Origin of the sequence: Pantoea sp. AG702, from assembly GCF_003182295.1 — a bacterium.
GTDB lineage: Bacteria > Pseudomonadota > Gammaproteobacteria > Enterobacterales > Enterobacteriaceae > Pantoea > Pantoea ananatis.
This window is the reverse complement of record NZ_QGTU01000009.1, coordinates 155,005-181,059: the sequence shown is the minus strand read 5'-3', so window position 1 is coordinate 181,059 and position 26,055 is coordinate 155,005. Positions and strand designations below refer to the sequence as shown.

Genomic DNA, 26,055 nt, shown 5'->3' with positions numbered 1-26,055 from the left:
TGTTTTTCTACGATAACACTGGTTTCTCAGGTACAAAAAATTTGTGTTAGTCAATATCTCACGCCAAAATTCAGACAATGCCGATACAATAACCTGTGCACTGTGGTTACTATTCTGGCAATGTGTGATGTAATAACGCCTAATTAAATGATTTACATTACTATTTCGTTTATTGTTAAACTTGTCAGCGTTGTTTAACCTCCCATAAGTCGTCTTAACTATCCGGCGCATCTGGGGATAATAAGTTTAAAGTGAAGGCAGTATTTTGGCTGAATTGAGCAAAGCATGAGCACAATAATTATTATATTGGCCGTAGTGCTAACCTGTTCAATTCTGGCAGGTATTGGATTTTGGTACGCTATGCGGCGCAGGCCGCCGTTGGCGAAACCGCTGCCATTTATTAGTCCGCCCTGCCGTAAACTCTCTGAGCGGGAGCGCAAGGCGGTTGAACAATACCTTGCCGCACTGGAAAAACAGCCCCGTATCCTCAGCCCGGGTGAAACCCGTCGTCGTCATGAAAAACTGGTGCTCACGGCACAAAGCAACAACGTTTACCCTGTTACGCGGGCGATAACCCGTTATGGCCTTTCCACGGACGATCCGCATAAGTGGCGCTACTACCTCGATGAAGTCGAAGTGCATTTGCCGCCGCTGTGGGAACAGTATATTACGGACGAAAACTACGTTGAGTTAATCCGCACCCAGTCGATCCCCTTGATCATCTCTTTGAACGGGCATTCTCTGGTGGATTACGCTATCGATCAGCAGTCGCTACCCAATCTGATACGTCCGTCCTCCACCAACGCCTCGATCCGTAAAGCCGAAAGTGAAAACGTCGAGCTGGTACGAGTACGCAAAGAAACGCTGGAAGAATACCGACTGTCTCGTCCCGATGGCACGCGCGAAGCCGTAATTATCTCATTTGCCCTGCTGCTGTTTTTTATTGGTTTGCTGCTGCCCGCGAGCCTGATGATCTGGCTGTCCGTCCTTGCTGGCATGATGATTGTCGCCAGCCTGTGGCTGATGTATCGCGTACCGGGTGAAAATGGCCTGCGCGAAATTCACTGCCTGCGCGGGGCCCCCAAGCGCTGGGGCCTGTTTGGGGAGTCAAATCAGGAGCAGAGCAACATTACGCTGGGGATCATCGATCTGGCTTATCCTGCACACTGGCAGCCTTACGTCGCGCACGATCTTGGTCAGGTAACGGATGTCGATATTTATCTGAATCGTCAGGTAGTACGCCAGGGGCGCTTCCTTTCCCTTCAGGACGAGGTAAGGAATTTTCCGCTACAGCGCTGGCGGAAAAATGTTGTTCTTGCCGTTGGCTCGCTGATTGTTCTGGCCTTGTTGATCACCTGGATCCCCCTCAGTATGCCCATTAAACTCAGTCTGGCATGGGCTAAAGGGACGGAGAGCCTGGATGTGAATAGCGTAAACCAACTGAGTCGTGAAGATCTTAAAGTAGGCGACAGCCTTAAGGTCACCGGAACCGGTATGTGTGCGGTACCGGACAACTACCAAAGCAACCGCACCTATACTTATATGCCGTTCGATTGCTCGCAAATTTACTGGAATAACGCCACACCGCTGCCGCTGCCCCACTCAGATATTATTGAGAAAGCCTCGGCGTTGCTGGACACCACCACCAGGCAGCTCCATCCTGAAACGAACACCGATCCCAAACTGAACCCACAGTTAGCGTCGGCGATTCAGAAATCAGGCATGATTCTGCTGGATGACTTTTCGGACCTCGTGTTAAAAACGCAGGCGCTTTGCAATCAGGCACAGGACTGTATGCGACTCAAAAATGCGCTGGTCAATCTGGGGAATGCCAAAGACTGGGACACCTTAGTCAGCCGTGCCGATTCTGGCCAGCTAAACGGGATGAATGTCCTGTTGCGTCCGGTCAGTGCGGAGGCGCTGGAAAACCTGGTGCACACGGCAACCTCTACCTTCTTCTTCCGCGAAACGCGCCGCGCCGCAGAAAACCTGAACAGCCCACCGCCAGGCGGGTTTGTTATCGCCAGTGATGAAGGGCATCAGCTCGTCAATCAGCCTCAGCCTGCCGTTCCTCTGTTTGATCTGGATGCGGGTTCGCAGTGGCAAGAGCTGCAGCGTCTGTCCTCCTTGTTGCTGCACACACCGTTTAGCGCTACAGGCATCATTACCGGCATTTATACCGATGCCAACGGCACGCGTCATATCGCCCTGCACAATGAGCCTGACGCCATGGCAAAATGGCGCTATCTGGGCGCTGCACTGTTGCTTATCGTGTTGCTGACCTGCGCCATTACCAACGGTCTGCTGGCACTGCGGCGCATCCATCTTAACCGCCAGCGAATGCTTGCTATCCAGCAGTATTACGATAAGTGCTTTAATCCCTCGCTTAACACTATACAGGGCGTGCGCTCCATATTCTGAGCCACCTGCAACTGTGCTACCCTGTTGCGCTGACAAGCAACGGGTGAATTGCCATGATGTTCAACGGGTCCGACATTGACACCGTGCTGCTCGATATGGACGGCACGCTGCTTGATTTGGCGTTTGACCGCTTTTTCTGGCTGGAGCATGTCCCCGACATCCTGAGCACCCAACGCGGCATCCCTGCTGCTCAGGCCCGGCTGATTATTGAAGAAAAATATCAGGCCGTAGCGCATACGCTAAACTGGTATTGTCTGGATTACTGGTCACAGGCGTTGCAGTTGGACATTCATGCCATGACCTGGGAACAACGTCACCGGGTCAGTATCCGCGCGGATACGCTGCCTTTTCTACAGGCACTGCGTCGCGCGGGTAAGCGCACCATCCTGCTGACCAATGCGCATCCCTGGAATCTGGATGTGAAACTCAAACAGACAGCTTTAGCACCACACCTTGATTTATTGCTTTCCACCCATACCTTTGGCTATCCGAAAGAAGATCAGCGTTTGTGGCAGGCGGTTGAGCAGCACACTGGCTTTGATGCATCGCGGACATCGTTCATCGATGACAGCGAAATCATCCTCGATGCCGCCAAATCATGGGGAATCGGCTGGTGCCTGGGCGTCAGTAATCCTGACTCTGGCCGTCCTGAACAACACTTTCAGCGTCACTGTGCGATCAGCGACTACCGCACACTGATTCCGTTCTGGGAGCAGCAATGAAAGAGAAACCCGACGAAGGCGTTCGTCTTGATAAATGGCTTTGGGCGGCACGGTTCTACAAAACCCGCTCGATTGCGCGCGAAATGATTGAAGGTGGCAAGGTTCATTACAATGGTCAGCGGAGTAAACCCAGTAAACTGGTCGAACGGGATGCTGAGTTAACCCTGCGTCAGGGCAATGAGGAGCGAACGGTCGTCATTGCCGAAATCAGCGAGCAGCGGCGCCCCGCCAGTGAAGCACAGCTGCTTTACCGCGAAACCGAAGCCAGTATTGAAAAACGTGAAAAAGTGGCTCTGGCACGCAAGATGAATGCGCTGACCATGCCCCATCCCGATCGCCGGCCCGATAAGAAAGAACGCCGCGATTTGATGAAGTTTAAGTTATCGGGCGATGAGTAAACCGGCTACTGAGCCGGTTATCGTCCGCCAAAAGAGAGAAAAACTATGTCTGTACAAGATCAACTGCGCCGCTATTTGTTTGAAAATGCTGCCGTCCGCGGCGAACTGGTTAATGTTTCAAACACCTGGCACGCTATCCTTAAAAATCACGACTACCCGCCAGCCGTACAAACGCTGCTGGGGGAGTTACTGGTGGCAACCAGCTTGCTGACCGCCACGCTTAAATTTGACGGTGAAATTACCGTGCAGCTTCAAGGCGATGGCCCCCTGACCTTAGCCGTGATCAATGGTAATAATCAGCAGGAGTTACGTGGCATAGCCCGCATGAAAGGTGACATTCCTGACGACAGCACGCTCAAAAGCATGGTGGGTAACGGCTATCTGGTTATCACCATCACGCCTGAAAAGGGCGAGCGTTATCAGGGCGTGGTAGGACTGGAAGGTGACACGCTGAGCGACTGTCTGGAAGACTACTTTATGCGCTCCGAGCAATTGCCGACCCGACTGTTTATCCGCACCAGCGACGCAGGCGCAGCCGGGATTCTGCTGCAGGTCCTACCGGCTCAGGACACGAGTAAAGATGACTTTGAGCATCTGGCGACGCTGACAGAAACCATTAAAACCGAAGAGCTGATTGATTTGCCTGCAACCGATGTCCTGTGGCGGCTTTATCACCAGGAAGAGGTGACCGTTTACGATCCGCAGCCGGTTGTTTATAAATGCACATGTTCACGCGAACGCTGTAGCGAGGTGCTGAAAACCCTGCCGCAGGAAGAAGTTGACGAGATCATTGCAGAAGATGGCAAAATCGATATGAACTGCGACTATTGTGGATCGCATTACGTATTCGATGCGGTAGACATTGCCGGGATCCGCAGCAACTCCGTTGAGAACAGCAATCGACTTCACTGATCGGACCAGGGCGGTTATGCCGCCCTGCCTGCCTCACTGCTATGCCATTAATTTACTTAGCAAATTATCTTTTTTTACTTTCATAACATCTTAAAAACGTTCGAAACATATCCTTAACGCGCCCTAAGTCTCATTTTTAACGAACAAGCCTTTCTCGCCTGGCACAGTAGCGTAAACTGCGCGCGATCGCGTCTCCGCCTCTCACTCTGTGGCATTTTAAGGACGCGATCACAAACTCTCTTTGCCCTACAGAACAGACACCGATTTAAGGAGCAGTAAAATGCGCGTTAACGGCCTGACCTCGAAAGCCCTTGCCGATCTGGGCATCACCGATACCACTGAGGTGGTTCATAACCCTGATTACGCTACGCTATTTCAGGAAGAGATGCGTCCGGAGCTCGAAGGTTTTGAGCGTGGCACCCTGACGCAGAGCGGCGCAATCGCCGTTGATACCGGGATTTTTACCGGGCGCTCGCCCAAGGATAAGTACATTGTGCGTGATGACACCACGCGCGATACGCTGTGGTGGAACGATCAAGGAACCGGAAAGAACGATAATCAGCCCCTGTCCCAGGAAACCTGGCAGGCGCTGAAAAAATGCGTGACCCGGCAGCTCTCAGGGAAGCGTCTGTTCGTTATTGATGCCTTCTGCGGGGCTAACCCGGATTCACGCCTGAGCGTGCGTTTTGTTACCGAGGTTGCCTGGCAGGCGCATTTCGTCAAAAACATGTTCATTCAACCGAGCGCGGCTGAGCTGGATAACTTCACGCCCGATTTTGTAGTGATGAATGGGGCTAAATGCACCAACCCTGACTGGCAGGCACAAGGGCTGCATTCCGAGAACTTTGTTGCCTTTAACCTGACCGAACGTATGCAGCTGATTGGCGGCACATGGTACGGCGGAGAAATGAAGAAGGGGCTGTTCGCGGTGATGAACTATCTGCTGCCGCTGAAGGGCATTGCCTCTATGCACTGCTCCGCCAACGTGGGTAAAGCAGGCGATGTCGCGGTATTCTTTGGACTGTCCGGCACGGGTAAAACCACGCTTTCTACCGATCCGGACCGCCAGTTAATCGGTGACGACGAACACGGCTGGGACGATGACGGCGTGTTCAACTTTGAAGGCGGCTGTTACGCGAAAACGATTAACCTTTCTGAACAGGCTGAGCCGGAAATCTATCGCGCCATTCGTCGTAACGCCTTACTGGAAAACGTCGTGGTACGTGAAGACGGCAGCATCGATTTTGCTGACGGCAGCAAAACCGAAAACACCCGTGTGTCCTATCCGATTAACCATATCGACAATATTGTTCAGCCGGTTTCCAAAGCAGGCCATGCGAAGAAAGTCATTTTCCTGACCGCCGACGCCTTTGGCGTGCTGCCGCCCGTCTCCAGACTGACGCCAGAGCAGACTCAGTATCATTTCCTGTCGGGCTTTACAGCGAAGCTGGCAGGCACGGAGCGCGGAGTAACGGCGCCAACGCCAACCTTCTCAGCCTGTTTTGGCGCAGCCTTCCTGACGCTGCATCCCACACAGTATGCAGAAGTGTTGGTGAAACGCATGGAAGCGGCGGGCGCGCAGGCTTATCTGGTTAATACGGGCTGGAACGGCAGTGGCAAGCGTATCTCACTGAAAAATACCCGTGCCATCATCAACGCCATTCTGGCCGGTGAACTGGACGATGCGCCAACGGAAACGCTGCCGGTATTTAACCTGCAGGTGCCAAAAACGTTGGGCGATCTGGATGCCGAAACGCTCGACCCACGTCGTACCTGGGAAAGCGAAGAGAAGTGGCACGCGGCGGCAGATGATTTAGCCCAGCGCTTTATCACTAACTTTGAAAAATATACCGATAATGCGGCCGGTGCCGCGTTGGTAAAAGCAGGTCCTCAGCGTTAATCACAGCGGCGCGGCTTAACAGGCCGCGCCGCTGCTGTTTAACTCAGTGCAAGGTTGCTGTTGTTGGCGCCCGACTCCGGGCTTTCCGCTAAGGGTAACCAGGCACGGATACGTAATCCGCCGCGTTCACTGTCACCGATCTCTAGCGAACCCTGATGCGCATCAATAATGCGCTGGACGATCGCCAGCCCAAGGCCCGTGCCGCTGGTGCTGCGTGCGCTGTCACCGCGCACAAATGGCTGAAAGAGATGCGCCAGCTGATCCGGCTTAATGCCGGGACCGTCATCTTCAACCTGGAACCAGGCCCTATGCAGCTCGCGTCCGCTGCTGACTTTGATCCAGCCGTTGCCGTAACGCGCCGCGTTCACCACCAGGTTAGCCAGGGCGCGCTTAATCGAAAGGGGATTAATCTCCAGCATGAGCTCTTCTGCCATGACGGCGTTTTCAATTTCACGTTCATAACCGCTTTCTGCGGCCACTACTTCGCCCAGCACGCTGTTAAGATCGGCCAGCTCAGTCTGCATCTCCTGCCCGGTGCGCAGGTAATCGATGAACTGCTCGATGATGGCATTGCACTCTTCGATGTCTTTGTTAATCGACTCTGCCAGGTAGCCATCCTGTTCATTCATCATTTCCGTCGCGAGCCGGATGCGCGTCAAAGGGGTGCGTAAATCGTGGCTGACGCCCGCCATCAACAAAGTGCGGTCATCGGCAAGCTGCTTAACGCCCGCCGCCATTTGGTTAAACGCGCGCGTCACCGAACGCACCTCTGACGCACCGTATTCACGTAATGGTGGGGGAATAATGCCCTTGCCCACCTGTAATGCGGCATGTTCTAAATCGACTAACGGGCGGTTCTGGATGCGGATAAAAAGCCATGCGCCGCCTATCGCCAGCAACATTATCGCCAGGGTATAGCGGAACAGCGGCGAGAAATCACCCTGATGAATTTCCGTTAACGGCACCCGTACCCAAATGTCGGGCGATAGCCAGGTTTTGAGCCAGACAACAGGGGAGTTTTTGTTGACCTCGACGCGAACGTCTGTCGGGCCGCCAAGCTGCTGGCCCATCTGATCGCTAAGGAATTTGTAGTGCTGCGCCCAGCGCAGTCCGCTCTCCTCTGCCGCCGCATTGGTATAAAGCGAAATACCCAGTTCACGATAAATTTCGCGACGAAAAGCGGGCGGCACTTCCAGCTGCGTACCATCTTCCAGTTGTAAACGGTCGGTCATCAGCATACGCACTTCGTAGGCGAGGACTTTATTAAACTGTTGCAGGCTGGGAAGAATGGCAAAGTTCAGCACCACCAGGTAGGTCGTTACCAGGCTGACGAACAGCAAGGTAACGATCAACAACAGGGTGCGTGCAAATGAACTTCGTGGCGAGAAGCGCAGCCGCCTCATGCTTTACTGCCGTCCGGAACAAATACATAGCCCAGGCCCCAAACGGTCTGGATGTAGCGTGGATGGGCCGGATCTTCTTCCACCATGCGTCGCAGGCGGGAAATCTGTACGTCGATAGAACGTTCCATGGCGCTGTACTCCCGACCACGGGCCAGATTCATCAGCTTATCGCGCGACAGCGGCTCACGTGGATGGCTTACCAGCGCCTTGAGAACGGCAAATTCACCGCTGGTCAACGGCATAGGTTCGTCTTCACGGAACATCTCACGCGTGCCCAGGTTAAGCTTGAACTTGCCAAAAGCGATGACCGCTTCTTCCTGAGACGGCGCACCGGGCAGTTCATTGGCCTGACGGCGCAATACCGCACGAATACGCGCCAGCAGCTCACGTGGGTTGAACGGCTTTGGAATATAGTCGTCAGCACCGATTTCCAGCCCAACGATGCGATCCACTTCTTCGCCCTTGGCGGTCACCATAATGATAGGCATCGGGTTGCTCTGACTGCGCAGGCGGCGGCAAATGGAAAGACCATCTTCGCCAGGCAGCATCAGATCAAGCACCATTAAATGGAAGGATTCGCGGGTTAACAGACGGTCCATCTGCTCGGCGTTGGCGACACTGCGCACCTGAAAGCCCTGCTCGGTAAGATAGCGCTCTAATAGTGCACGTAAACGCATATCGTCATCGACGACCAGAATCTTGTAGTTTTCTTGCATTTTTAACTCCCAAAGGCGCTATTGCCTGAGCCGATATTGTTAAAAAAAGATGCGGCACAGTGACAGTGTTTAATGGTTTATATTCTAGTCAAAATTGTTACAAAGCATATTAAACAGCAGCTTATATTTAAATTTTGGTCTGACGGCCGGGCAAGCTGCGTAATGACCACGGCGTTGAACAGAATACGGCAAATCTGAAATATTGGGTAAAATTCCGCTATTCACTGGTTTAGACGCGGCACACCGTGGCACAGCACTTGCAAATTCAAGCGCTTGCCGGAAAATTTGACTTAAATTACGTTCGTATCTGACGACGAATCCCGGATAGTCCGGTTTTTTAGACTGATAACAGCATAATATTCGGAAAAAAAACAGGTTAATACGCGACCTCTCTCGGATTAGTTTGAGAAGCCTCCCGAACAAGGCCATCTGCAGGTAAAGAGAGATAAATCAAACAGTAAAGCCCGCTTTGCGGCCCAATGGATTTCACCCACACTATAGCGACACCAACTTGCCGCTTTACGGGGAAACCATAATGAAAAAAACGATTTTACTGCTGAGCGCACTGGCTTTGGCCAGCGTCGGTCAGACTTATGCCGCTACCGCAACCGGTGAAGCCGCGGGCGCACAGGCAACGACCACCGCTCAGGGTAACTCCAATGCGATTGGTATTGGCGCAGTCGCCGCTCTGCTGGGCGTTGGACTGGCAACGGCTGGCGGCGGCGGCGGTGACGGCACCAACAGCAGCACCTCGACGACCACCTCGACCAAAGCCGGTAAGTAATTCCTGCCGCCACGGAACCGCACCGGTCTGGATATGACAGCCCCCTCCTCTGTCATTGCCGTATAAGGGTTTTTTAACAGGTAAAAAACCCTTTTCCCACCTCTTTTTCGCCACGCACGATTTGCTTTACACTGATCCTCTTTCGATTTGACCGGCTTGTACCATGAGAACCCGACTGATTACCCGAGAAGGTTTCAACACCTTAAAAGCTGAACTCGATCACCTGTGGCGTGAAGAGCGACCTGAAGTCACCAAAAAAGTGACCTGGGCCGCCAGCCTCGGCGACCGCAGCGAAAATGCGGATTATCAATACAATAAGAAACGCCTGCGTGAAATTGACCGCCGCGTGCGCTATTTGAGCAAGAGCATTGAGCAACTGCGCATTGTGGATTATTCACCCCAGCAGGATGGCAAAGTGTTTTTTGGCGCCTGGGTTGAAGTCGAAAACGATGACGGCGATGTGAAGCGCTTCCGTATCGTGGGTTACGATGAGATTTTTGGCCGCAAGGATTACATTTCAATTGACTCGCCCATGGCGCGGGCGCTGTTAAAAAAGGCCGTCGGCGACGCGGCGGTAGTAGAAACGCCAGCGGGCCCGGCATGCTGGTATGTCAATGAAATTAGCTATGTTGAAAGCTGATTCAGAATATCGCTGAAAGCAGGCCGCTTCTCTGGCAATTTCAGCCATCAATCCGTATAACTATCGGCTATTTCTCAACCCAGAAAGCATAATAGTCCGATGATGAATGTTCTTAGCCAGCTAATTGCAAGTGAGCTACAGGCGCGCCCTGAGCAAGTAGATGCGGCCGTCCGCCTGTTGGATGAAGGGAATACCGTGCCGTTTATCGCACGTTATCGTAAAGAGGTGACGGGCGGCCTGGATGATACACAACTCCGCCAGCTCGAAACCCGCCTCAGCTACCTGCGTGAATTATCCGAGCGTCGGCAGGCCATCCTGAAATCTATAGAGGAACAGGGAAAACTCACCGACGATCTGGCGAATGCCATCAATACCACCCTCAGCAAAACCGAACTTGAAGACCTCTACCTGCCCTATAAGCCTAAGCGCCGTACGCGTGGCCAAATCGCGATTGAAGCCGGGCTGGAACCCCTGGCCGATACCTTATGGCAGGATCCTTCACAGGACCCTGAGCAGTTGGCAACAGGCTATGTGAATGTGGATAACGGTGTCGCTGACGTTCGTGCGGCGCTGGATGGCGCGCGTTATATCCTGATGGAGCGCTTTGCTGAAGATGCCGCCCTGCTGGCTAAAGTCCGCCACTATTTGTGGAAAAATGCCCATCTGGTCTCAAACGTGGTGGAAGGCAAAGAGGAAGAAGGCGCGAAATTCCGCGACTACTTCGATCACCATGAGCCGCTGCACAGCGTCCCTTCGCATCGCGCGCTGGCCATGCTGCGCGGTCGTAATGAAGGTATTTTACAGCTGTCGCTGAATGCCGATCCGCAGTTTGATGAGCCACCGCGCGAAAGCCACGGTGAAACCCTGATTGCGGAACACCTGAATCTGCGACTGAATAACGCACCGGCTGACAGCTGGCGCAAGGCCGTGGTCAGTTGGACCTGGCGCATCAAAGTCATGCTGCATCTGGAAACCGAGCTGATGGGTACCGTTCGCGAGCGTGCGGAAGACGAGGCCATTAACGTCTTTGCCCGTAACCTGCACGACCTGTTAATGGCGGCACCTGCGGGCATGAGGGCCACGATGGGCCTGGATCCCGGCCTGCGTACCGGTGTGAAAGTTGCCGTGGTTGACGCGACCGGCAAGCTGGTCGCCACCGATACAGTTTATCCGCATACCGGGCAAACGGCCAAGGCGGCGGCGGCGGTCGCGGCGCTGTGCGTTAAACATCAGGTGGAACTGGTCGCCATCGGTAATGGCACCGCCTCACGTGAAACCGAGCGCTTCTTTCTGGATCTGCAAAAACAGTTTCCCCAGGTCACCGCCCAGAAAGTGATCGTCAGCGAAGCGGGCGCCTCAGTCTACTCCGCGTCTGAATTAGCTGCGCTGGAATTTCCGGATCTGGATGTCTCACTGCGTGGCGCAGTGTCGATCGCCCGTCGCCTGCAGGATCCGCTGGCCGAACTGGTGAAAATCGATCCGAAATCGATCGGTGTCGGCCAGTATCAGCATGACGTCAGCCAGAGCCAGCTAGCAAAAAAACTGGATGCGGTGGTGGAAGACTGTGTGAACGCTGTCGGTGTCGATCTCAACACGGCTTCGGTACCGCTGCTGACGCGCGTGGCCGGGTTAACCCGCATGATGGCACAAAATATTGTTGGCTGGCGCGATGAAAACGGCCGTTTCCAGAACCGTCAGCAGCTTCTCAAGGTCAGCCGTCTTGGGCCTAAAGCGTTTGAGCAGTGCGCTGGCTTCCTGCGCATCAACCACGGCGATAATCCACTGGATGCCTCGACGGTGCACCCGGAAGCTTATCCGGTGGTGGAACGCATTCTGGCCGCGACCGAGCAGGCGCTGAGTGAGCTGATGGGCAATCCCACCAGCCTGCGTAACCTGAAAGCGTTGGACTTCACAGACGACCGCTTTGGTTTACCGACTGTGACCGACATCATGAAAGAGCTGGAAAAGCCGGGCCGCGATCCCCGTCCTGAGTTTAAAACGGCACAGTTTGCCGAAGGCGTGGAAACCCTGAATGACCTGATGCCAGGCATGGTGCTTGAAGGCGCCGTGACCAACGTCACCAACTTTGGTGCGTTCATTGATATTGGCGTGCATCAGGATGGCCTGGTTCATATTTCTTCGCTGTCGGACAAGTTTGTGGAAGATCCTCACCAGGTCGTAAAAGCGGGTGACATCGTTAAAGTTAAAGTGATGGAAGTGGATCTGCAACGTAAACGCATTGCCTTAACCATGCGCCTTGACGAGCAGCCGGGAGAAGGCAACGCGCGTGGCGCGAAGAGCGGTGCGCCACGCGAAGAAAAACGTCCGGCCGCGAACAAAGGCCGCGCACGTCCTGCCAGCCAGCCCGCAGGCAACAGCGCCATGGGCGACGCGCTAGCGGCGGCATTCGGTAAAAAACGCTAGTTACGCACCACGCAGTCACCTCTTATACCCGTCATGGAGAAGGAGGTGACTGTCATCCTTCTCTCGCTGGTCGCTCGTTTTATCTGAACAGAAAAAACGTTCCAGGCTGCCCCTGTTTACCTTCTGACGTGGGCGCGGTTGCCGACGTGGGGCTTCACGCCTGCTGCTTTGCACTGGCTTTTCAGGCCGACCTGGCACGTTTGAGTTGAAAATCCCCGCCCTGACGCTACGCTAAAAAGACGCCCGTCATAATAACGACACCTGCTGTGGCACCCTTTGATAATGGAAAAGATCACTGCTTTAATCGATAAGATTTATGCCGATGCCTTTCCTCAGGCTATGCGCGAACGCCTGCTCGCCACGATCGTTGAAGCCCGTGACACCACTAAGCTGCCGAGAAAGGCCCACTGGGATGAGCAGGACGTGGTGCTGATTACGTATGCCGATCAGTTCCGCGAGCCGGGCAAACCCACACTCAACACCTTTTCACGTTTCTACCAGCAGCATTTGCACGCCACGTTTCCGCTGGTGCACCTCCTGCCGTTTTATCCCTATTCGTCTGACGACGGCTTTTCGGTCATTAACTACCATCAGGTCGATCCGCTGTGTGGCGACTGGCAGGACATTGCCTTACTGCATCAGGAAACGCGCCTGATGTTCGACTTTGTCTGTAACCATATGTCAGCGCATAGTGCGTGGTTTAAACATTATCTTGCTCAGGATGAAGGCTGGGATGATTTTTTTATCAGCCTGCCGCCCACCACCGACCTCAGCGCGGTCACGCGGCCAAGAACGTCACCGTTGCTCACCCCCTTTACGCTGGAAAACGGTGAAATCCGCTTTGTCTGGACCACGTTCAGTGCCGATCAGATTGACCTTAACTTTGCCCGTCCCAGGGTGCTGGTGCGCATGGTAGAGGTACTACTCGACTATCTGAAACGTGGCGCGGACTATGTGCGACTGGATGCGGTGGGATACATGTGGAAAACGCCAGGCACGAACTGTATTCACCTCGAAAAAACGCATCTGCTGGTCAAACTGTTTCGCGCCATTGCCGACGTGGTCGCACCCGGCACCGTCATCATCACCGAAACGAATGTGCCGCACAAAGACAACATCAGCTACTTTGGGAACGGGCAAGACGAAGCCCAGATGGTGTATCAGTTTTCCTTGCCGCCGCTGGTGCTGCATGCCATTCACACCGGATCGGCTCGCGCTCTGCGTCAATGGGCCAGCACCCTGCAGGTGGGCAATAGCAATACAACCTTTTTTAACTTCCTGGCCTCGCACGATGGTATAGGTCTTAATCCGGCACGCGGGATTTTATCGGAGGTGGAGATCACGGCGCTGGTGCGCGATCTGGCACTGGAGGGGGCGCTGATCTCCTATAAAAACAATCCTGACGGCAGCACCAGCCCATACGAAATCAACGTGACCTATTTCGACGCGCTTAACCGTGAAGGCGATGACGACGAAACGCGCCTCAAACGCTTTATGCTGGCGCATGCTATTTTACTGGCCTTTCCGGGTGTTCCAGCCGTCTATATTCAAAGCATCCTGGGATCGCGTAATGACTATGACGGCGTACGTGAGGCAGGCCATAACCGGGCCATTAACCGGCAAAAATATTCGCTCTCCGCTATCGAAGACGCACTGGTGAACAGCGAAGGCTTACGCCATCAGGTTTATACCCGGCTGAGCAAACTGATTCAGCAGCGTCGACGCCAGACGGCCTTTCATCCCGACAACCCGTTGACGTTGTTTCAGAGCGATAATGCCCTGCTCATCATGAAGCGTTATTCGCATAACGGCGGTGATGAATTACTGTGTGTGTTTAATCTCAGTGGCAGGCAGATTGAAGCCCCGTTACCGGAGGCGCATCTTTTTCAGGATGTGGTAAGCGGTGAGAAAATTGATGGCACCCAGCCAGTAACGCTGGATGCCTGGCAATTCATGTGGCTACGATAATTACTTGTACACTTCCGCTGTCGCACTGAACTTACCGTGTTCACGACCCGCGATCACCAGGAAGTATTTGCCACCCTTCTCATCAGCGGCCTCTGACAGCTTCTTCTTAGCATCCATCGGCGACGTGGTTTCGGCCGTGGTATTTACGGTGCCGATTTTGGTCAGATGCATCTTCTGCACTTCTTCTTTGGTGACTTCTTTCGCCGCCAGAGCAGAGAATGACACTGCGCCCATCATCATTGATGCAACAACCCATTTCATAACCTTCATTTGTCTACCCTCATTCATGATCCATTGTTGAGATGTAAGCAGCCGCAAATCGCTTAAGGCTATATCGAACGGCATAGTCATCTCCCTGACTAATCGCATAGAAGTGCAGCGGCCTTGCTCACTCATGAAGTATTGCCGCTGCGCAGAAATTTGCCAGTGAGGGCCAAGGTTATCTGTCTAATTTGCTGATAAATGAAACAATGTGCTGGCAGAACGCATCCGGGTGCGAAATAAAGGGGGCATGTGCCGCTTTGTCCGTTACGACAGACGGCGACGTGGGCAGCAGCGGATCGAGTTGCTGCACAATCCGGCGCGGCACCAGACCATCCAGCGCGCCATACATCCGCAAAAAGGGCAGCGTAATGGCCGTAAGCCTGTCACGCAAGTCATCGTCGCTCAGAATCGTCAGGCCGCCATTGAGCACGGCCACGTCTGGCATCGGCTGCGACAATACCACCTCCTTGAGCTTACGTGCATCCGCCCGAGCGGTTTCCGTTCCCATGGTCTGCAGCGCCAGAAAACGCTCGACGGTGCGCTGAAAATCGTGACTGAGCTGCTGCTGGAAGTTATGCAGGGTTAAGGGGGCAATACCCGGCCAGTCATCGCGGGCCGTAAAACAGGGCGAAGAAGCCACCGTAATCAGGGCGCGTAACCGCTCTGGCTCGCTCAACGCCAGCTGTGTGGCGACCAGCCCGCCAAGCGACCACCCCAGCACAATAGCGCGAGGCGGCAGAAAGGGCACCAGTGTCTGCGCCATCTGTTCCAGCGACAGGGCAGCAAACCCGCGGCTGCGACCATAGCCAGGCAGATCCACCAGGTGCAGGCGAAACTGTGCGCTGAGTCGCGGCACAATGTTTTGCCACACTTCCGCATTCAGTCCCCAGCCGTGCAGCAGCACAAGATCGTCATCTCCTTCGCCACAGGTATGCCAGTAAAGTGAGCTCATCCGTTACTATTCCATGATTGATAAGGAGGTCACTATGCTACCAATGCCCGCCCTGTGTTGGCTATGTCAGTTACCCTTGCGGATTGCCCTGCATGGACTCTGCAGCATTTGCCTGCGCCAGCTACCACGGCTGCCATCACTGTGTCCGTGCTGCGGCCTGCCTGCCGTATCCGATGCTCTGCCCTGCGGTCGTTGCCTGCTTAGACCGCCGCCCTGGCAGGCGCTAATCTGCGTCAGCCACTATCAGCCCCCGCTCAGCACATGGGTGAATCAATTAAAATTTTCGGGTATTACCGCACTCAGGGTGATGCTGGCCCGGCTGCTTTTGCTAAGCTGGCTCAATGCGTATCGCAGAGGACAGACCGTTCGTCCCGACTTACTGATGTGTGTTCCGCTGCATGCCCGACGCTGCTGGCGGCGCGGTTACAACCAGACGGCCCTGTTGGCAACGCCGCTGGCACGCTGGCTGGAGTGTGAATTCAGCCTGGCGTTATCCCGTCAGCGCGCCGGCGCCGTTCAGCATCAGTTGAGTGCCCGTCAGCGGCGCCGCAATCTACGCGGTGCGTTTTGCCTTGAAACGGATGTTAACGGACGCCATATCGCCTTAATCGATGATGTGGTGACGACCGGCAGCACGGTCAGAGAAATCAGCCGCCTGTTACAGGGGCGAGGCGCAGCCAGCGTGCAAGTGTGGTGCCTGTGCCGTACCTTGTAGAGCCTGAATGATGGGCGTATTATAACCAACTAAATTAGTCAACTATTGAGCAACTGACATGATCCGAATTACTGATTCTGCCCAAGAGCATTTTTCAAAACTGCTATCCAAACAAGAAGATGGCACCCAGATTCGCGTATTCGTGATTAACCCGGGTACGCCAACTGCCGAATGCGGTGTGTCCTACTGCCCACCGGATGCGGTAGAAGCGACAGATACTGAACTGAAATTTGAAAAGCTGTCAGCCTATGTGGATGAGCTGAGCGCGCCCTATCTGGAAGACGCTGAAATCGACTTCGTAACGGATAACCTGGGTTCGCAGCTGACGCTCAAGGCGCCTAATGCCAAAATGCGTAAAGTTTCCGATGATGCGCCGATGGTTGAGCGTGTTGAGTACCTGTTACAGGCTCAGATTAACCCGCAGCTGGCAGGCCACGGCGGTCGCGTTTCGCTGATGGAAATCACCGACGACGGTTTTGCTATTCTGCAATTCGGCGGCGGCTGTAACGGCTGTTCGATGATCGACGTCACCCTTAAAGACGGCATTGAGAAAGAACTGCTGGCGGCGTTCCCGCAGCTGAAAGGCGTGCGCGATATCACCGAACATCAGCGTGGCGAGCACTCTTTCTACTGATGTTTCCGCGCGACAGCCCGGCTGTCGCGCGCATCCGTTATCCTGCCTTGCGTCGTTTAGTCACGGTTTCCAGCAGTTTATTCACGTTATCGTCGGCAAAAATGCGTTCCAGCGGCTGCGCGAGCTTGCGCCGCCAGTTGGGATATTGATCGACCGTACCCGGCACATTCACCGGCGTCGTCATCCCCAGCCAGTCTTCCGGCTGTAGCCCCAGCAGCGCACTGTTCGTGTCCGCCAGAAAACGGTGAACGGACTGATTCAGTTCGGCCGTCATCGCCAGAGCATCCGCCCGCTTTGCGCTGCGCGACGGTACGGCTCCCGCTTTATGCAGAGCATCCAGTAAGGCCTGTTTTTGCTTCATCCGCTGCTGCTGCAGGTTCTGTACCGTTTGCCCGTCTGGATAAAGCCCGATTTTCTCGCCAAGCTCTAAATCACCTGCACTCCAGAAGCCGGTCAACGTGGGAAGATCGTGCGTACTGGCGCTGGCAATGGACTGGCGTGGATAGGCCTGGGGGGCACGGTAATTCCCCTGTTTTTCCTGCTCAAACCACAAAACTTTCCAGGAAAACACGCCGCTGTCGCGCAGCAGGCTGACGATCTCTTTAGGTACCGTACCGAGATCCTCACCAATCACCATACAGCGCAAACGCTGGCTTTCCAGCGCCAGAATGCCAAGCAGATCGTGCACAGGGTAAGCGACGTAGGCGCCTTTATCCGCCGTTTCACCTGCCGGAACCCACCAGAGGCGCAGCAGAGCCATGACGTGGTCAATACGCAGCGCCCCGCAGTCACGCATATTGGCGCGCAGGATATCAATAAATGGTTGATAGCCCCTGGCCTGCAATACGTGAGGATCCATTGGCGGCAGCCCCCAGTTTTGCCCCAACGGCCCCAGCCTGTCAGGCGGCGCGCCAATTGATGCCTTAAGGCGGTACAGCTCCGGATCGTGCCAGGTTTCGGCACTGCCTTCGGCCACACCGACCGCTAAATCACGATACAGCCCCACGCTCATGCCCAGCGCCTGGCTCCGTGCCCAACACTGAGAGAACTGCTGCTGTGCCAGCCACTGTAACCACTGCCAGAAGGCAATCTCATCCGCGTGCTGCGCGCACCAATCCTGAACGTCAGAAGACTGACTGTTACGCCAGCGCTCAGGCCAGGCCGGCCAGCCCGCGTGCGTGACACCTTTCCCCTGCATTTCAGCCTGCAGACCCTCATAGGCCGCCTGATAGCGCAGGCTGTCGCCCCCCTGCTGGATGAAATCCGCAAACTGCTGCTTCTGTGCGTCTTGCGCATCACGCGACTGGAACCGGGCCCAGCCGTGACGTAATGCCGTAATTTTCAGTGCCATAACCGCGTCATAATCCACCCATTCGCTTTCACGGGCTTGCTTTAACGCCTTTTGAGTTTTGGCACTTTTCCACCACTTCTGACCCGCGCTGCTTTGTTGGAAATCGGCAACCTGTGCCACATCGATGTAAATAATATTCAGCCAGCGGCGCGATGAAGGGCTGTAGGGGCTGGCAAAAGCGGGGCTGGACGGATAGAGCGCATGCAACGGGTTCAGGCCAACAAAGTCGCCGCCGCGTGCGGCAAGCTGCTCCAGCAACATTTCCAGATCGCCAAAATCACCGATGCCCCAGTTTTTCTCTGAACGCACGGTATAAAGCTGCACCAGCGCCCCCCAGCGTTTCTCTCCGGCGCGCAAGGCCGGTGGCAGATAACAACGGCGCGGTGTCACGATCACGCGCGTCTGCCACTCACGCTTGCCCTTGCTCAAGGTCAGCTGGTGATAACCCTGCCCCAGAGGCGAAGGCAGTTTAAAGGGCGCACCGCCTTCGAGGGTTCCGCTAAGGGTTTTGCCTTTCTCTGTCTGCAACTGCCAGCGGAAGCTGCCGTCCATCTGAGGCGTCAGCTCGCGTTTACGATTACCGCTAAAAACCACAACGGGTGGCAGCGGAGATTTACCGGCTTTCTGTGGGTTTTCCATTATGCCCAGTAAGGCGCGTTTGGTATCATCGCTGATGGCTTCAGGTTCACCGTTCGCATCGAAATACGTGAGCGCTATTCCCGCCGCCTGGGCGGCTTTATCAAGTGAAGTGGATTTCATCGCAATTCCTTAGCGTTGCGCCTGCCAGATGCGCTGTTGATAGTCCCGAATCGACCGATCCGAACTAAAAATACCGGTTCGCGCCGTGTTGAGAATGGCGGCGCGCGTCCAGGCTTCCCGATCGCGCCACAAGGCCTCAACCCGTTTCTGCGCATCGATATAGGCCTGATAATCCGCCAGCACCAGCCAGGGATCGCCATTTTTTGTCAGGCTATCCAACATTAGGTTGAATGCATGCTTATCGCCATGACTGAACGTTCCTTTTTTCAGTGATCTCAACAGTTCATCCAGTTCCTTGTTGTGCTTACGGACTTTTTGCGGTTTGTAGCCTCCGGCCTTGAGGGCTTTAACGTCATCCACGGTATTGCCAAAAATAAAGATATTTTCTGCCCCTACCTGCTCCGCAATTTCCACGTTGGCGCCATCCAGCGTGCCGATAGTCAGCGCGCCATTCAGTGCCAGTTTCATGTTGCCGGTGCCGGAAGCTTCATAGCCTGCGGTGGAAATCTGCTCTGACAGATCGGCGGCGGGAATCAGGTATTCGGCGGCCGTGATGCGGTAATCCGGAATAAAGACCACCTTCAGCTTGTCGCCGACAAGCGGATCGTTGTTCACCACCTCTGCCACCTTGTTAATGGCATAGATAATGTTCTTTGCCAGGTAGTAGCCTGGTGCCGCCTTTGCCCCAAACAGAAACACTCTGGGAATGATACTGGCGTCATTGGGGTTGTCGCGGACGTTTTTATAGCAGTGCAGAATATGGAGCAGACCCAGATGCTGACGTTTATATTCATGTAGCCGCTTGATCTGCACGTCAAAAATCGCATTTGGGTTAACCACAATGCCGGTGTGCTGAGCAATATAGGTGGCTAACCGCGCTTTGTTGTGTTGCTTAACCGCGCGAAAGCGCTCACGGAAAACGGGATCGTCGGCGTAAGGCTCAAGGCCCTGCAGCGCGGTCAGGTTGTTGACCCATTCACGCTTCAGGGTGTCATCAATCAGGCCAGCCAGCGCAGGATTGCACTGCTTTATCCAGCGGCGCGGCGTAATGCCGTTGGTGATGTTATGAAACTTCTGCGGCCAGAGCTGATGGTACTCGGGGAAAAGATCCGTCACGACCAGCCCGGAATGCAGTTCAGCCACGCCATTCACCGCAAAGCCACTGACAACGCAAAGATTGGCCATTCTGACCTGCCCCTCGGCGACCACAGCCAGTTTGTTCCAAAGCGCTTTGTCATCAGGCCAGCGCTGTTTGACCTGCTGTTTGAGGCGACGGTTGATCTCTTTGATGATCATCATGTGGCGCGGCAGCAGGCTGCGCATCAGCTTCTCATCCCAGCGCTCAAGGGCTTCGGGCATTAAGGTGTGATTGGTATAGGCAAACACACGACTCGTGATATGCCAGGCCTCGTCCCAACTTAGCTGGTGCTCATCCAGCAGCAGACGCAGCATCTCCGGAATGGCGATAGTGGGATGCGTATCGTTAAGCTGAATGACCTCAAAATCAGGCAGCGCATGAATGCTTCTCCCCGCCTGATGATGGCGACGCAGAATATCGGCCACCGCACAGGCACACTGAAAATACTGCTGCATTAAACGCAGGCGTTTGCCCTGTGGATGGTTATCATTGGGATAGAGCACTTTGGTCAGGCTGGCGGCATCAATCCCCTGCTTCTCAGCCTGTAAAAACTGACCGTCGTTGAACAGGGTCAGGTCAAAGGGATGCTCACTTGTCGCTTTCCACAGCCGCAACGGCAGGGTGACGCCATTGCGATAACCCGTTACCGGTAAATCCCAGGCTTCTCCACGAAGATAAATGGCGGGCTCCCACACTTTACGCCCGTCATCCTGCTTAATGACTTTTCCGCCCATCGCGACGCGGACATCCAGCGCGGCGTTATGCCGAAACCAGGGGTACGTCTCGCGCGCCCAGTCGTCGGGTTCCTCGACCTGTTTCCCCTCTGCAAAACGCTGGCGAAACAAACCGTACTGGTAGTTAAGCCCGTGCCCGGTAGCGGGCTGCCCAACCGTCGCCATTGAGTCCATGTAACAGGCAGCCAGCCTGCCCAGGCCACCGTTCCCCAATGCCGGATCAACTTCTTCTTCCAGTAATTCGCTTAACTCAACCTGGTATTCCGCCAGCAGGGATTTGACCTCGTCGTACCACCCCAGATTCATCAGGTTATTTCCTGTAAGGCGCCCCAGCAGAAACTCCATTGAGAGATAGTTAACGTGACGCTGGGGTTGCGCGCCCCGGACCGCCGGTTGGGCGTTGAGCAATTCGTTGACCGTGGCACTCAGTGCCTGCCACCACTGGTGCGGCGTCATTTGTTTTGCGGACGAGAAACCAAGATGCTGCCAGTGGCGGGTTAACGCAGCCTGAAAACGGGATTTGTTGAATTTCTGCTGTGGCATATCACTCCCTTTTGTATCCATATGGTTAAAGCAAAAATGGAATGCGCATAGGCCAGCCATATTGCTGGCGGCCATGTTAATTAAATACGCGAGTGGAGAAAAAAGCGACAGGCAGGTTTGAAAAACGCCAGTGATCTGACTGGCGTACAGGTCTCAGCAGAGTTCGAGGTGAACCTCATGCTGTTCAATAACTTTCATGATGCTGTTAGGCGGCATCTTATCGGTGTAGAGATAGTCGAGCTGGCTCATATTGCCCAGATTGACCATCGCGTTACGGCCAAATTTCGAGTGGTCTACCACCAACATGACACAGCGGGAGTTTTCGATGATGGCGCGTTTGGTACGGACTTCGTGGTAGTCAAACTCCAGCAGCGATCCGTCCATATCGATGCCGCTGATCCCGAGGATGCCGTAATCAAGACGAAACTGTGAAATAAAGTCCAGCGTCGCTTCCCCCATGACTGCGCCGTCACGCGTACGCACTTCTCCACCGGCGATAATGACCCTGAAGTCTGGCTTGCCCATCAACAGCATTGCCACGTTCAGGTTGTTGGTCACCACGCGTAAATCGCTATGGTTTAACAACGCATGTGCCACGGCTTCTGGTGTGGTACCGATATCGATAAACAGCGTCGCCCCGTCCGGTATCTGGCTGGCCACCCGCTGTGCGATACGCGCTTTTTCAGCTGACCACATCATCTTGCGATCCTGCCAGGCGGTATTCTCTGAACTGGAAGGCAAGGCCGCGCCGCCGTGGTGGCGCTGAATTTTATTTTGATCGGCAAGGTCGTTTAAATCACGACGAATCGTTTGTGGGCTGACCTCAAAATGATCGACCAGCTCCTCAGTACTGACATATCCCTGACGCCGAACCAGATCAATAATGGCGTCATGACGTTGCGTCTGCTTCACATTCCTCTCCTGTTTCGGGCTTATTCTTATTCGTTGTGACTACCGTTTACGCTTGCGTGTGTCGACAAACGCCATTGCCAGTCCGACAAGCAGGCCACCAACGTGTGCTGCGTTAGCGATAGCCAGACCAAATGCACCAAACCAGCCCACCACCAGCCAGACAAGTGCAAAGCCGATTAACCCACGCTCCAGATAAACACCGCTGTCGGGATCGCGTTCACCGCGCAGCCAGCAGTATCCCATCAGCGCATAGACCACACCGGACAGGCCGCCAAACCAGATACCGCTAAATTTCGACTGAAGCCAGCCGCTGAGCAGTGCGGAAATGATAAAAATAACAAAAAGCTTACCGCTACCCAGCCGTTTTTCTACGGCTCCACCGAGATACCACCACCACATCAGATTAAACAGGATGTGCAATAGTGAAAAGTGAAGTAGCACATGGCTGAACCAGCGCCAGATCTCAAAATGTTGATCGGCATCTGGCCACGCCAGCCAGTACATTACGGTACGATCGCCCAGTACCTGCATCAGCACAAATACCGCAATACAGGCAAACATAACCACCATGGTCAATGGCCCGGCACGCTCACGGATGTTTGCCCAGATGTTGCTTCGCTCATAGCGCAACCCGCTGTCGGTTTTACCACTGTGCCAGCTTGCCGCCTGGTAGCGCGGATGGTTGGGATCGCGCACAAACTGCTGAAGTTCGTTTTCGACCATCGAAAGCTGGCTTTCATCATCCAGCATAATGACGTAATGACTTTCACGTTCAATACGCAATTTCACGCCGCGCGTTGCCATATAGTCAACAAAAGCCTGCGCCATGCGCGGCTGGTTAAATTGGGTAATGCGCATTACTCACTCTCCGTGTTACGCCTGGCCAGTCACTCAGCGCCACTGGTCACCTGTTGAGGGAAGGCGGCGCGCCAGGCATCAAACCCGCCATCAATACTGTAAGCAGTGGTAAATCCCTGGGCGTGCAGATAATCCGCTGCACTTTTACTGCTGTTGCCGTGATAGCACATTACCAGCACCGGCAGGCTTGTATCGGTTGAACTGATAAAATCATTAAGGTTGTTATTCGATAAATGCAAGGCGCCGTTGGCATGACCAAGAGCAAAACTTTGCGCATCGCGGATATCCACCATTACTGCGCCTTGTGCCAGCCGCTGTTGAGCCTGATGAACATCAATACATTGGTAAGTTTCCATGGTGTCTCTCGTAACATCATCAAAATGACGTTTAGTGTAACCTGATAATCCTCGCCAATAACCTGACAATCACTACGGCTATTCACCTTTGCGCCCAGATAATGTTATCCATATCACGCAAAATTGTTTTTAGGTGGTTAAATACTGGCATCAATGTTGGTTTGCGATTATGATTATGCTCGAAAACGAACATAATTGAACTATTCCGAACATCGGAGGAGACAACGTGGAAACCAAAGACCTGATCGTTATCGGCGGCGGCATCAACGGTGCTGGCATCGCAGCAGACGCTGCAGGACGCGGACTGTCGGTGTTAATGCTAGAGGCGCGGGACCTGGCTTGCGCGACCTCTTCCGCCAGCTCAAAGCTGATTCACGGTGGCCTGCGCTACCTTGAACATTATGAATTCCGTCTGGTGAGCGAAGCGCTGGCCGAGCGCGAAGTGCTGTTAAAGATGGCACCCCATATCGCGTTCCCAATGCGCTTTCGCTTACCACACCGCCCGCATCTGCGCCCGGCGTGGATGATCCGTACTGGCCTGTTTATGTACGATCACCTGGGCAAGCGCACGAGCCTGCCGGGCAGTAAAAGCCTGAGCTTTGGTGCAGAGTCTGCACTTAAGCCTGAAATTAAGCGCGGTTTTGAGTATTCCGACTGCTGGGTGGACGATGCCCGAATGGTGGTACTCAATGCGCAGGAAGTGGTTAAACATGGTGGTGAGGTGCGTACCCGCACTCGCGTGACTCGCGCATGGCGTGAGAACGGCCTGTGGATGGTAGAAGCTGAGGATATCGACAGCGGCAAAACCTTCACCTGGCAGGCCAAAGGCCTGGTCAACGCCGCCGGTCCATGGGTTAAGCAGTTCTTCGACGATGGCCTGGAGCTGAAATCGCCTTACGGTATTCGCCTGATCAAAGGCAGCCATATTGTGGTGCCGCGCGTTCACAATGAGAAGCAGGCTTATATCCTGCAAAACGAAGATAACCGTATTGTGTTTGTCATTCCGTGGATGGATGAGTTTTCTATCATTGGCACCACCGACGTGGAATACAAAGGCGATCCGAAAAGCGTCGCTATTGATGATAATGAAATCGACTACATCCTGAAGGTGTACAACGGCCATTTCAAAAAGCAGCTGACGCCTGACGACATTGTGTGGACCTATTCCGGCGTGCGTCCGCTTTGTGATGACGAGTCCGATTCGCCGCAGGCAATCACTCGCGATTACACCCTGGATGTCCGCGATGACAACGGTCAGACGCCGCTGCTGTCCGTTTTCGGCGGTAAATTAACGACTTACCGTAAACTGGCCGAGCATGCGCTGGAGAAGTTGTCGAAGTATTATCCTGATGCGGGCGCAGCATGGACTAAAAACTGCGTGCTGCCCGGCGGTAATATTTCCGGCAGCAGCGACGATTACGCTGCCAGCCTGCGCCGTCGTTACCCGTTCATTACTGAAAACATGGCACGTCACTACGCCCGCACTTACGGTAGCAGCACCGAAGTGCTGCTTAAAGATGCGACATCGCTGGAAGACCTGGGTGAAAACTTCGGTCATGAGTTTTATGAGGCGGAGTTACGTTACCTTGTGCAGCATGAGTGGGTGCGTGAAGTGGATGACGCTATCTGGCGCCGTACCAAGCAAGGTATGTGGCTGAACGAAGCCCAGCAGGCACGCATTGCCGAATGGCTGGCGGCTAAGGCGAAGCCTACGCTGTCGCTGGCATCGTAGTCGCGCGTCAGTGCAGAAAGCGCGGTGCAACAGGTTGCGGCCTGTTGTGCCGCTTTTTTTTGCCTGCGCGGCAACGTGTTGAGGTTCATTGCATGAACGTGGCTTTTGGTTGGTTGCCTGAGCGGCGTCCAGTTATGTAACTCTGAGAAGGTTTCGATTGCCAGCCTGAGCGGCATCCAGTTATGTAACTCTAAGAAGGTTTCGCTCGCCAGGCGGCGGGCAGTTTCAGTCCGCCCCGTGCGGGCGACCGACAAGGGGCCGCCAGTCGCCGCGGCCCCTTGACCCCGGGCTCCCGTCATGCCCACCCGCCGCTGCGCGGTGCCTTCGCTGCTTCAGGATTTCTGCCGGACCGCCAGGACGCGCCGTCCCTGGCGCGGCCTGACTTTCGCCGACGTCCTGTCGGCTCATCCGGAAATCCTGCATCCGCTCAGCGGGACGGGAAGGCCGGCCCAACTCCCCCGCTTTGATAACTGTGTGAAAACCAACGCCTGTATCGCTTCAGATGTCAGAAAACATCGCTTCAGATGCCAGAAAAGCATCACAGCTTATTGCTGTTCATTTTTTCATTTTCGTCAGGCCTTCCTGTCTTCAGTTCTGATTGCGCATGTTAATAACAGGCAAAGCAGGCCTTTGGGAAAATACACGCCCTCACAGGCGAGGGTTTGCTCGAGGCATCCGCCGCGCTGAGGAGAGAACGAAGGCCAGGACGTCGCGGCACGGAAGCCGCGACGAGGACGGCTGCGCCAGGGATGGCGCATCCGGACGGTCCGTCAGGCCGCAGTGAGTGACGAAGGTACAGCGGCGGCTGCCGGACGCCGG

The 26,055-nt window shown here is 54.6% G+C and carries 21 protein-coding genes; 12 read left to right on the top strand and 9 right to left on the bottom strand.

All coding sequences use genetic code 11. The features are described 5' to 3' along the window. Positions 1–285 precede the first annotated feature (285 nt). The 5 genes from DFO57_RS20030 (at position 286) to pckA (ending at position 6,353) form a co-directional block, all read left to right on the top strand. Positions 286–2,421, top strand: a complete 2,136-nt coding sequence (locus DFO57_RS20030) for an intracellular growth attenuator family protein (protein WP_013027515.1) — start codon at positions 286–288, stop codon at positions 2,419–2,421. A gap of 56 nt (positions 2,422–2,477) precedes the next feature. Further along, positions 2,478–3,143: a GMP/IMP nucleotidase gene (gene yrfG / locus DFO57_RS20025; protein WP_369974476.1), complete on the top strand. Its 666-nt coding sequence runs from the start codon at positions 2,478–2,480 to the stop codon at positions 3,141–3,143. Then, positions 3,140–3,541: a ribosome-associated heat shock protein Hsp15 gene (gene hslR, locus DFO57_RS20020; protein ID WP_013027517.1), complete on the top strand. Its 402-nt coding sequence runs from the start codon at positions 3,140–3,142 to the stop codon at positions 3,539–3,541. The genes yrfG and hslR overlap by 4 nt, the downstream gene beginning before the upstream one ends. A 45-nt stretch (positions 3,542–3,586) precedes the next feature. Next, a complete protein-coding gene (gene hslO / locus DFO57_RS20015) occupies positions 3,587–4,453 on the top strand; it encodes an Hsp33 family molecular chaperone HslO (protein ID WP_013027518.1) in 867 nt (288 codons plus the stop codon). 280 nt (positions 4,454–4,733) lie between these two features. Further along, on the top strand, positions 4,734–6,353 hold the full coding sequence (pckA, locus tag DFO57_RS20010; protein WP_019106462.1) for a phosphoenolpyruvate carboxykinase (ATP): 1,620 nt from the start codon (positions 4,734–4,736) through the stop codon (positions 6,351–6,353). A 38-nt stretch (positions 6,354–6,391) separates the two neighbouring features. Here pckA and envZ read toward each other — a convergent pair whose 3' ends face one another. Next, positions 6,392–7,756 carry a two-component system sensor histidine kinase EnvZ gene (envZ, locus tag DFO57_RS20005; RefSeq protein WP_013027520.1) on the bottom strand — a complete coding sequence of 455 codons (1,365 nt, stop codon included), beginning with the start codon at positions 7,754–7,756 and terminating at the stop codon, positions 6,392–6,394. Beyond that, the gene (gene ompR / locus DFO57_RS20000; RefSeq protein WP_001157751.1) at positions 7,753–8,472 is read right to left on the bottom strand and encodes a two-component system response regulator OmpR; all 720 of its coding nucleotides are present in this window, start codon (positions 8,470–8,472) and stop codon (positions 7,753–7,755) included. The genes envZ and ompR overlap by 4 nt, the downstream gene beginning before the upstream one ends. 535 nt (positions 8,473–9,007) lie before the next feature. On the opposite strand from ompR, the gene yjbE reads away from it, so the two are divergent. The 4 genes from yjbE (at position 9,008) to DFO57_RS19980 (ending at position 14,288) form a co-directional block, all read left to right on the top strand. Next, a complete protein-coding gene (gene yjbE, locus DFO57_RS19995) occupies positions 9,008–9,256 on the top strand; it encodes an exopolysaccharide production protein YjbE (protein WP_014604850.1) in 249 nt (82 codons plus the stop codon). 163 nt (positions 9,257–9,419) lie between these two features. Beyond that, positions 9,420–9,896, top strand: a complete 477-nt coding sequence (gene greB, locus DFO57_RS19990) for a transcription elongation factor GreB (protein WP_014594787.1) — start codon at positions 9,420–9,422, stop codon at positions 9,894–9,896. A gap of 99 nt (positions 9,897–9,995) precedes the next feature. Then, positions 9,996–12,320, top strand: coding sequence for a Tex family protein (locus DFO57_RS19985; protein ID WP_110015632.1), 2,325 nt, complete (start codon positions 9,996–9,998; stop codon positions 12,318–12,320). A gap of 282 nt (positions 12,321–12,602) precedes the next feature. Beyond that, on the top strand, positions 12,603–14,288 hold the full coding sequence (locus DFO57_RS19980) for an alpha-amylase family glycosyl hydrolase (protein WP_110015631.1): 1,686 nt from the start codon (positions 12,603–12,605) through the stop codon (positions 14,286–14,288). On the opposite strand, the gene DFO57_RS19975 is transcribed toward DFO57_RS19980, so the two are convergent. Beyond that, a complete protein-coding gene (locus DFO57_RS19975) occupies positions 14,289–14,558 on the bottom strand; it encodes a YdgH/BhsA/McbA-like domain containing protein (protein ID WP_026021071.1) in 270 nt (89 codons plus the stop codon). A gap of 169 nt (positions 14,559–14,727) precedes the next feature. Then, on the bottom strand, positions 14,728–15,504 hold the full coding sequence (bioH, locus tag DFO57_RS19970; RefSeq protein ID WP_110015630.1) for a pimeloyl-ACP methyl ester esterase BioH: 777 nt from the start codon (positions 15,502–15,504) through the stop codon (positions 14,728–14,730). Between the two features lie 34 nt (positions 15,505–15,538). On the opposite strand from bioH, the gene gntX reads away from it, so the two are divergent. After that, positions 15,539–16,219 carry a DNA utilization protein GntX gene (gene gntX, locus DFO57_RS19965; protein WP_105080837.1) on the top strand — a complete coding sequence of 227 codons (681 nt, stop codon included), beginning with the start codon at positions 15,539–15,541 and terminating at the stop codon, positions 16,217–16,219. A gap of 58 nt (positions 16,220–16,277) precedes the next feature. Beyond that, positions 16,278–16,853 (top strand): Fe-S biogenesis protein NfuA, encoded by a 576-nt coding sequence (gene nfuA / locus DFO57_RS19960; protein ID WP_013027528.1) that lies wholly within the window; start codon positions 16,278–16,280, stop codon positions 16,851–16,853. Positions 16,854–16,890: 37 nt separating this feature from the next. Here nfuA and malQ read toward each other — a convergent pair whose 3' ends face one another. The 5 genes from malQ to glpE all read right to left on the bottom strand — a co-directional run bounded on the left by malQ (position 16,891) and on the right by glpE (position 23,504). Beyond that, positions 16,891–18,963, bottom strand: coding sequence for a 4-alpha-glucanotransferase (malQ, locus tag DFO57_RS19955; RefSeq protein ID WP_110015629.1), 2,073 nt, complete (start codon positions 18,961–18,963; stop codon positions 16,891–16,893). A gap of 9 nt (positions 18,964–18,972) precedes the next feature. Next, a complete protein-coding gene (gene malP / locus DFO57_RS19950) occupies positions 18,973–21,378 on the bottom strand; it encodes a maltodextrin phosphorylase (RefSeq protein WP_110015628.1) in 2,406 nt (801 codons plus the stop codon). 153 nt (positions 21,379–21,531) lie between these two features. Further along, positions 21,532–22,290, bottom strand: a complete 759-nt coding sequence (locus DFO57_RS19945; RefSeq protein WP_013027531.1) for a DeoR/GlpR family transcriptional regulator — start codon at positions 22,288–22,290, stop codon at positions 21,532–21,534. A 39-nt stretch (positions 22,291–22,329) separates the two neighbouring features. Further along, positions 22,330–23,148 carry a rhomboid family intramembrane serine protease GlpG gene (gene glpG, locus DFO57_RS19940; RefSeq protein ID WP_013027532.1) on the bottom strand — a complete coding sequence of 273 codons (819 nt, stop codon included), beginning with the start codon at positions 23,146–23,148 and terminating at the stop codon, positions 22,330–22,332. A 29-nt stretch (positions 23,149–23,177) separates the two neighbouring features. Continuing rightward, positions 23,178–23,504 (bottom strand): thiosulfate sulfurtransferase GlpE, encoded by a 327-nt coding sequence (gene glpE, locus DFO57_RS19935; RefSeq protein ID WP_014604842.1) that lies wholly within the window; start codon positions 23,502–23,504, stop codon positions 23,178–23,180. Between the two features lie 226 nt (positions 23,505–23,730). On the opposite strand from glpE, the gene glpD reads away from it, so the two are divergent. Next, positions 23,731–25,236 carry a glycerol-3-phosphate dehydrogenase gene (gene glpD / locus DFO57_RS19925; RefSeq protein ID WP_014604841.1) on the top strand — a complete coding sequence of 502 codons (1,506 nt, stop codon included), beginning with the start codon at positions 23,731–23,733 and terminating at the stop codon, positions 25,234–25,236. The last annotated feature ends 819 nt before the right edge of the window (positions 25,237–26,055 follow it).

Coding starts and splice junctions, on each gene's coding strand:
- DFO57_RS20030 (WP_013027515.1), top strand. CDS start 286: ATGAGCACAATAATTATTATATTGGCCGTAGTGCTAACCTGTTCAATT.
- yrfG (WP_369974476.1), top strand. CDS start 2,478: ATGTTCAACGGGTCCGACATTGACACCGTGCTGCTCGATATGGACGGC.
- hslR (WP_013027517.1), top strand. CDS start 3,140: ATGAAAGAGAAACCCGACGAAGGCGTTCGTCTTGATAAATGGCTTTGG.
- hslO (WP_013027518.1), top strand. CDS start 3,587: ATGTCTGTACAAGATCAACTGCGCCGCTATTTGTTTGAAAATGCTGCC.
- pckA (WP_019106462.1), top strand. CDS start 4,734: ATGCGCGTTAACGGCCTGACCTCGAAAGCCCTTGCCGATCTGGGCATC.
- envZ (WP_013027520.1), bottom strand. CDS start 7,756: ATGAGGCGGCTGCGCTTCTCGCCACGAAGTTCATTTGCACGCACCCTG.
- ompR (WP_001157751.1), bottom strand. CDS start 8,472: ATGCAAGAAAACTACAAGATTCTGGTCGTCGATGACGATATGCGTTTA.
- yjbE (WP_014604850.1), top strand. CDS start 9,008: ATGAAAAAAACGATTTTACTGCTGAGCGCACTGGCTTTGGCCAGCGTC.
- greB (WP_014594787.1), top strand. CDS start 9,420: ATGAGAACCCGACTGATTACCCGAGAAGGTTTCAACACCTTAAAAGCT.
- DFO57_RS19985 (WP_110015632.1), top strand. CDS start 9,996: ATGATGAATGTTCTTAGCCAGCTAATTGCAAGTGAGCTACAGGCGCGC.
- DFO57_RS19980 (WP_110015631.1), top strand. CDS start 12,603: ATGGAAAAGATCACTGCTTTAATCGATAAGATTTATGCCGATGCCTTT.
- DFO57_RS19975 (WP_026021071.1), bottom strand. CDS start 14,558: ATGAAGGTTATGAAATGGGTTGTTGCATCAATGATGATGGGCGCAGTG.
- bioH (WP_110015630.1), bottom strand. CDS start 15,504: ATGAGCTCACTTTACTGGCATACCTGTGGCGAAGGAGATGACGATCTT.
- gntX (WP_105080837.1), top strand. CDS start 15,539: ATGCTACCAATGCCCGCCCTGTGTTGGCTATGTCAGTTACCCTTGCGG.
- nfuA (WP_013027528.1), top strand. CDS start 16,278: ATGATCCGAATTACTGATTCTGCCCAAGAGCATTTTTCAAAACTGCTA.
- malQ (WP_110015629.1), bottom strand. CDS start 18,963: ATGAAATCCACTTCACTTGATAAAGCCGCCCAGGCGGCGGGAATAGCG.
- malP (WP_110015628.1), bottom strand. CDS start 21,378: ATGCCACAGCAGAAATTCAACAAATCCCGTTTTCAGGCTGCGTTAACC.
- glpG (WP_013027532.1), bottom strand. CDS start 23,148: ATGCGCATTACCCAATTTAACCAGCCGCGCATGGCGCAGGCTTTTGTT.
- glpE (WP_014604842.1), bottom strand. CDS start 23,504: ATGGAAACTTACCAATGTATTGATGTTCATCAGGCTCAACAGCGGCTG.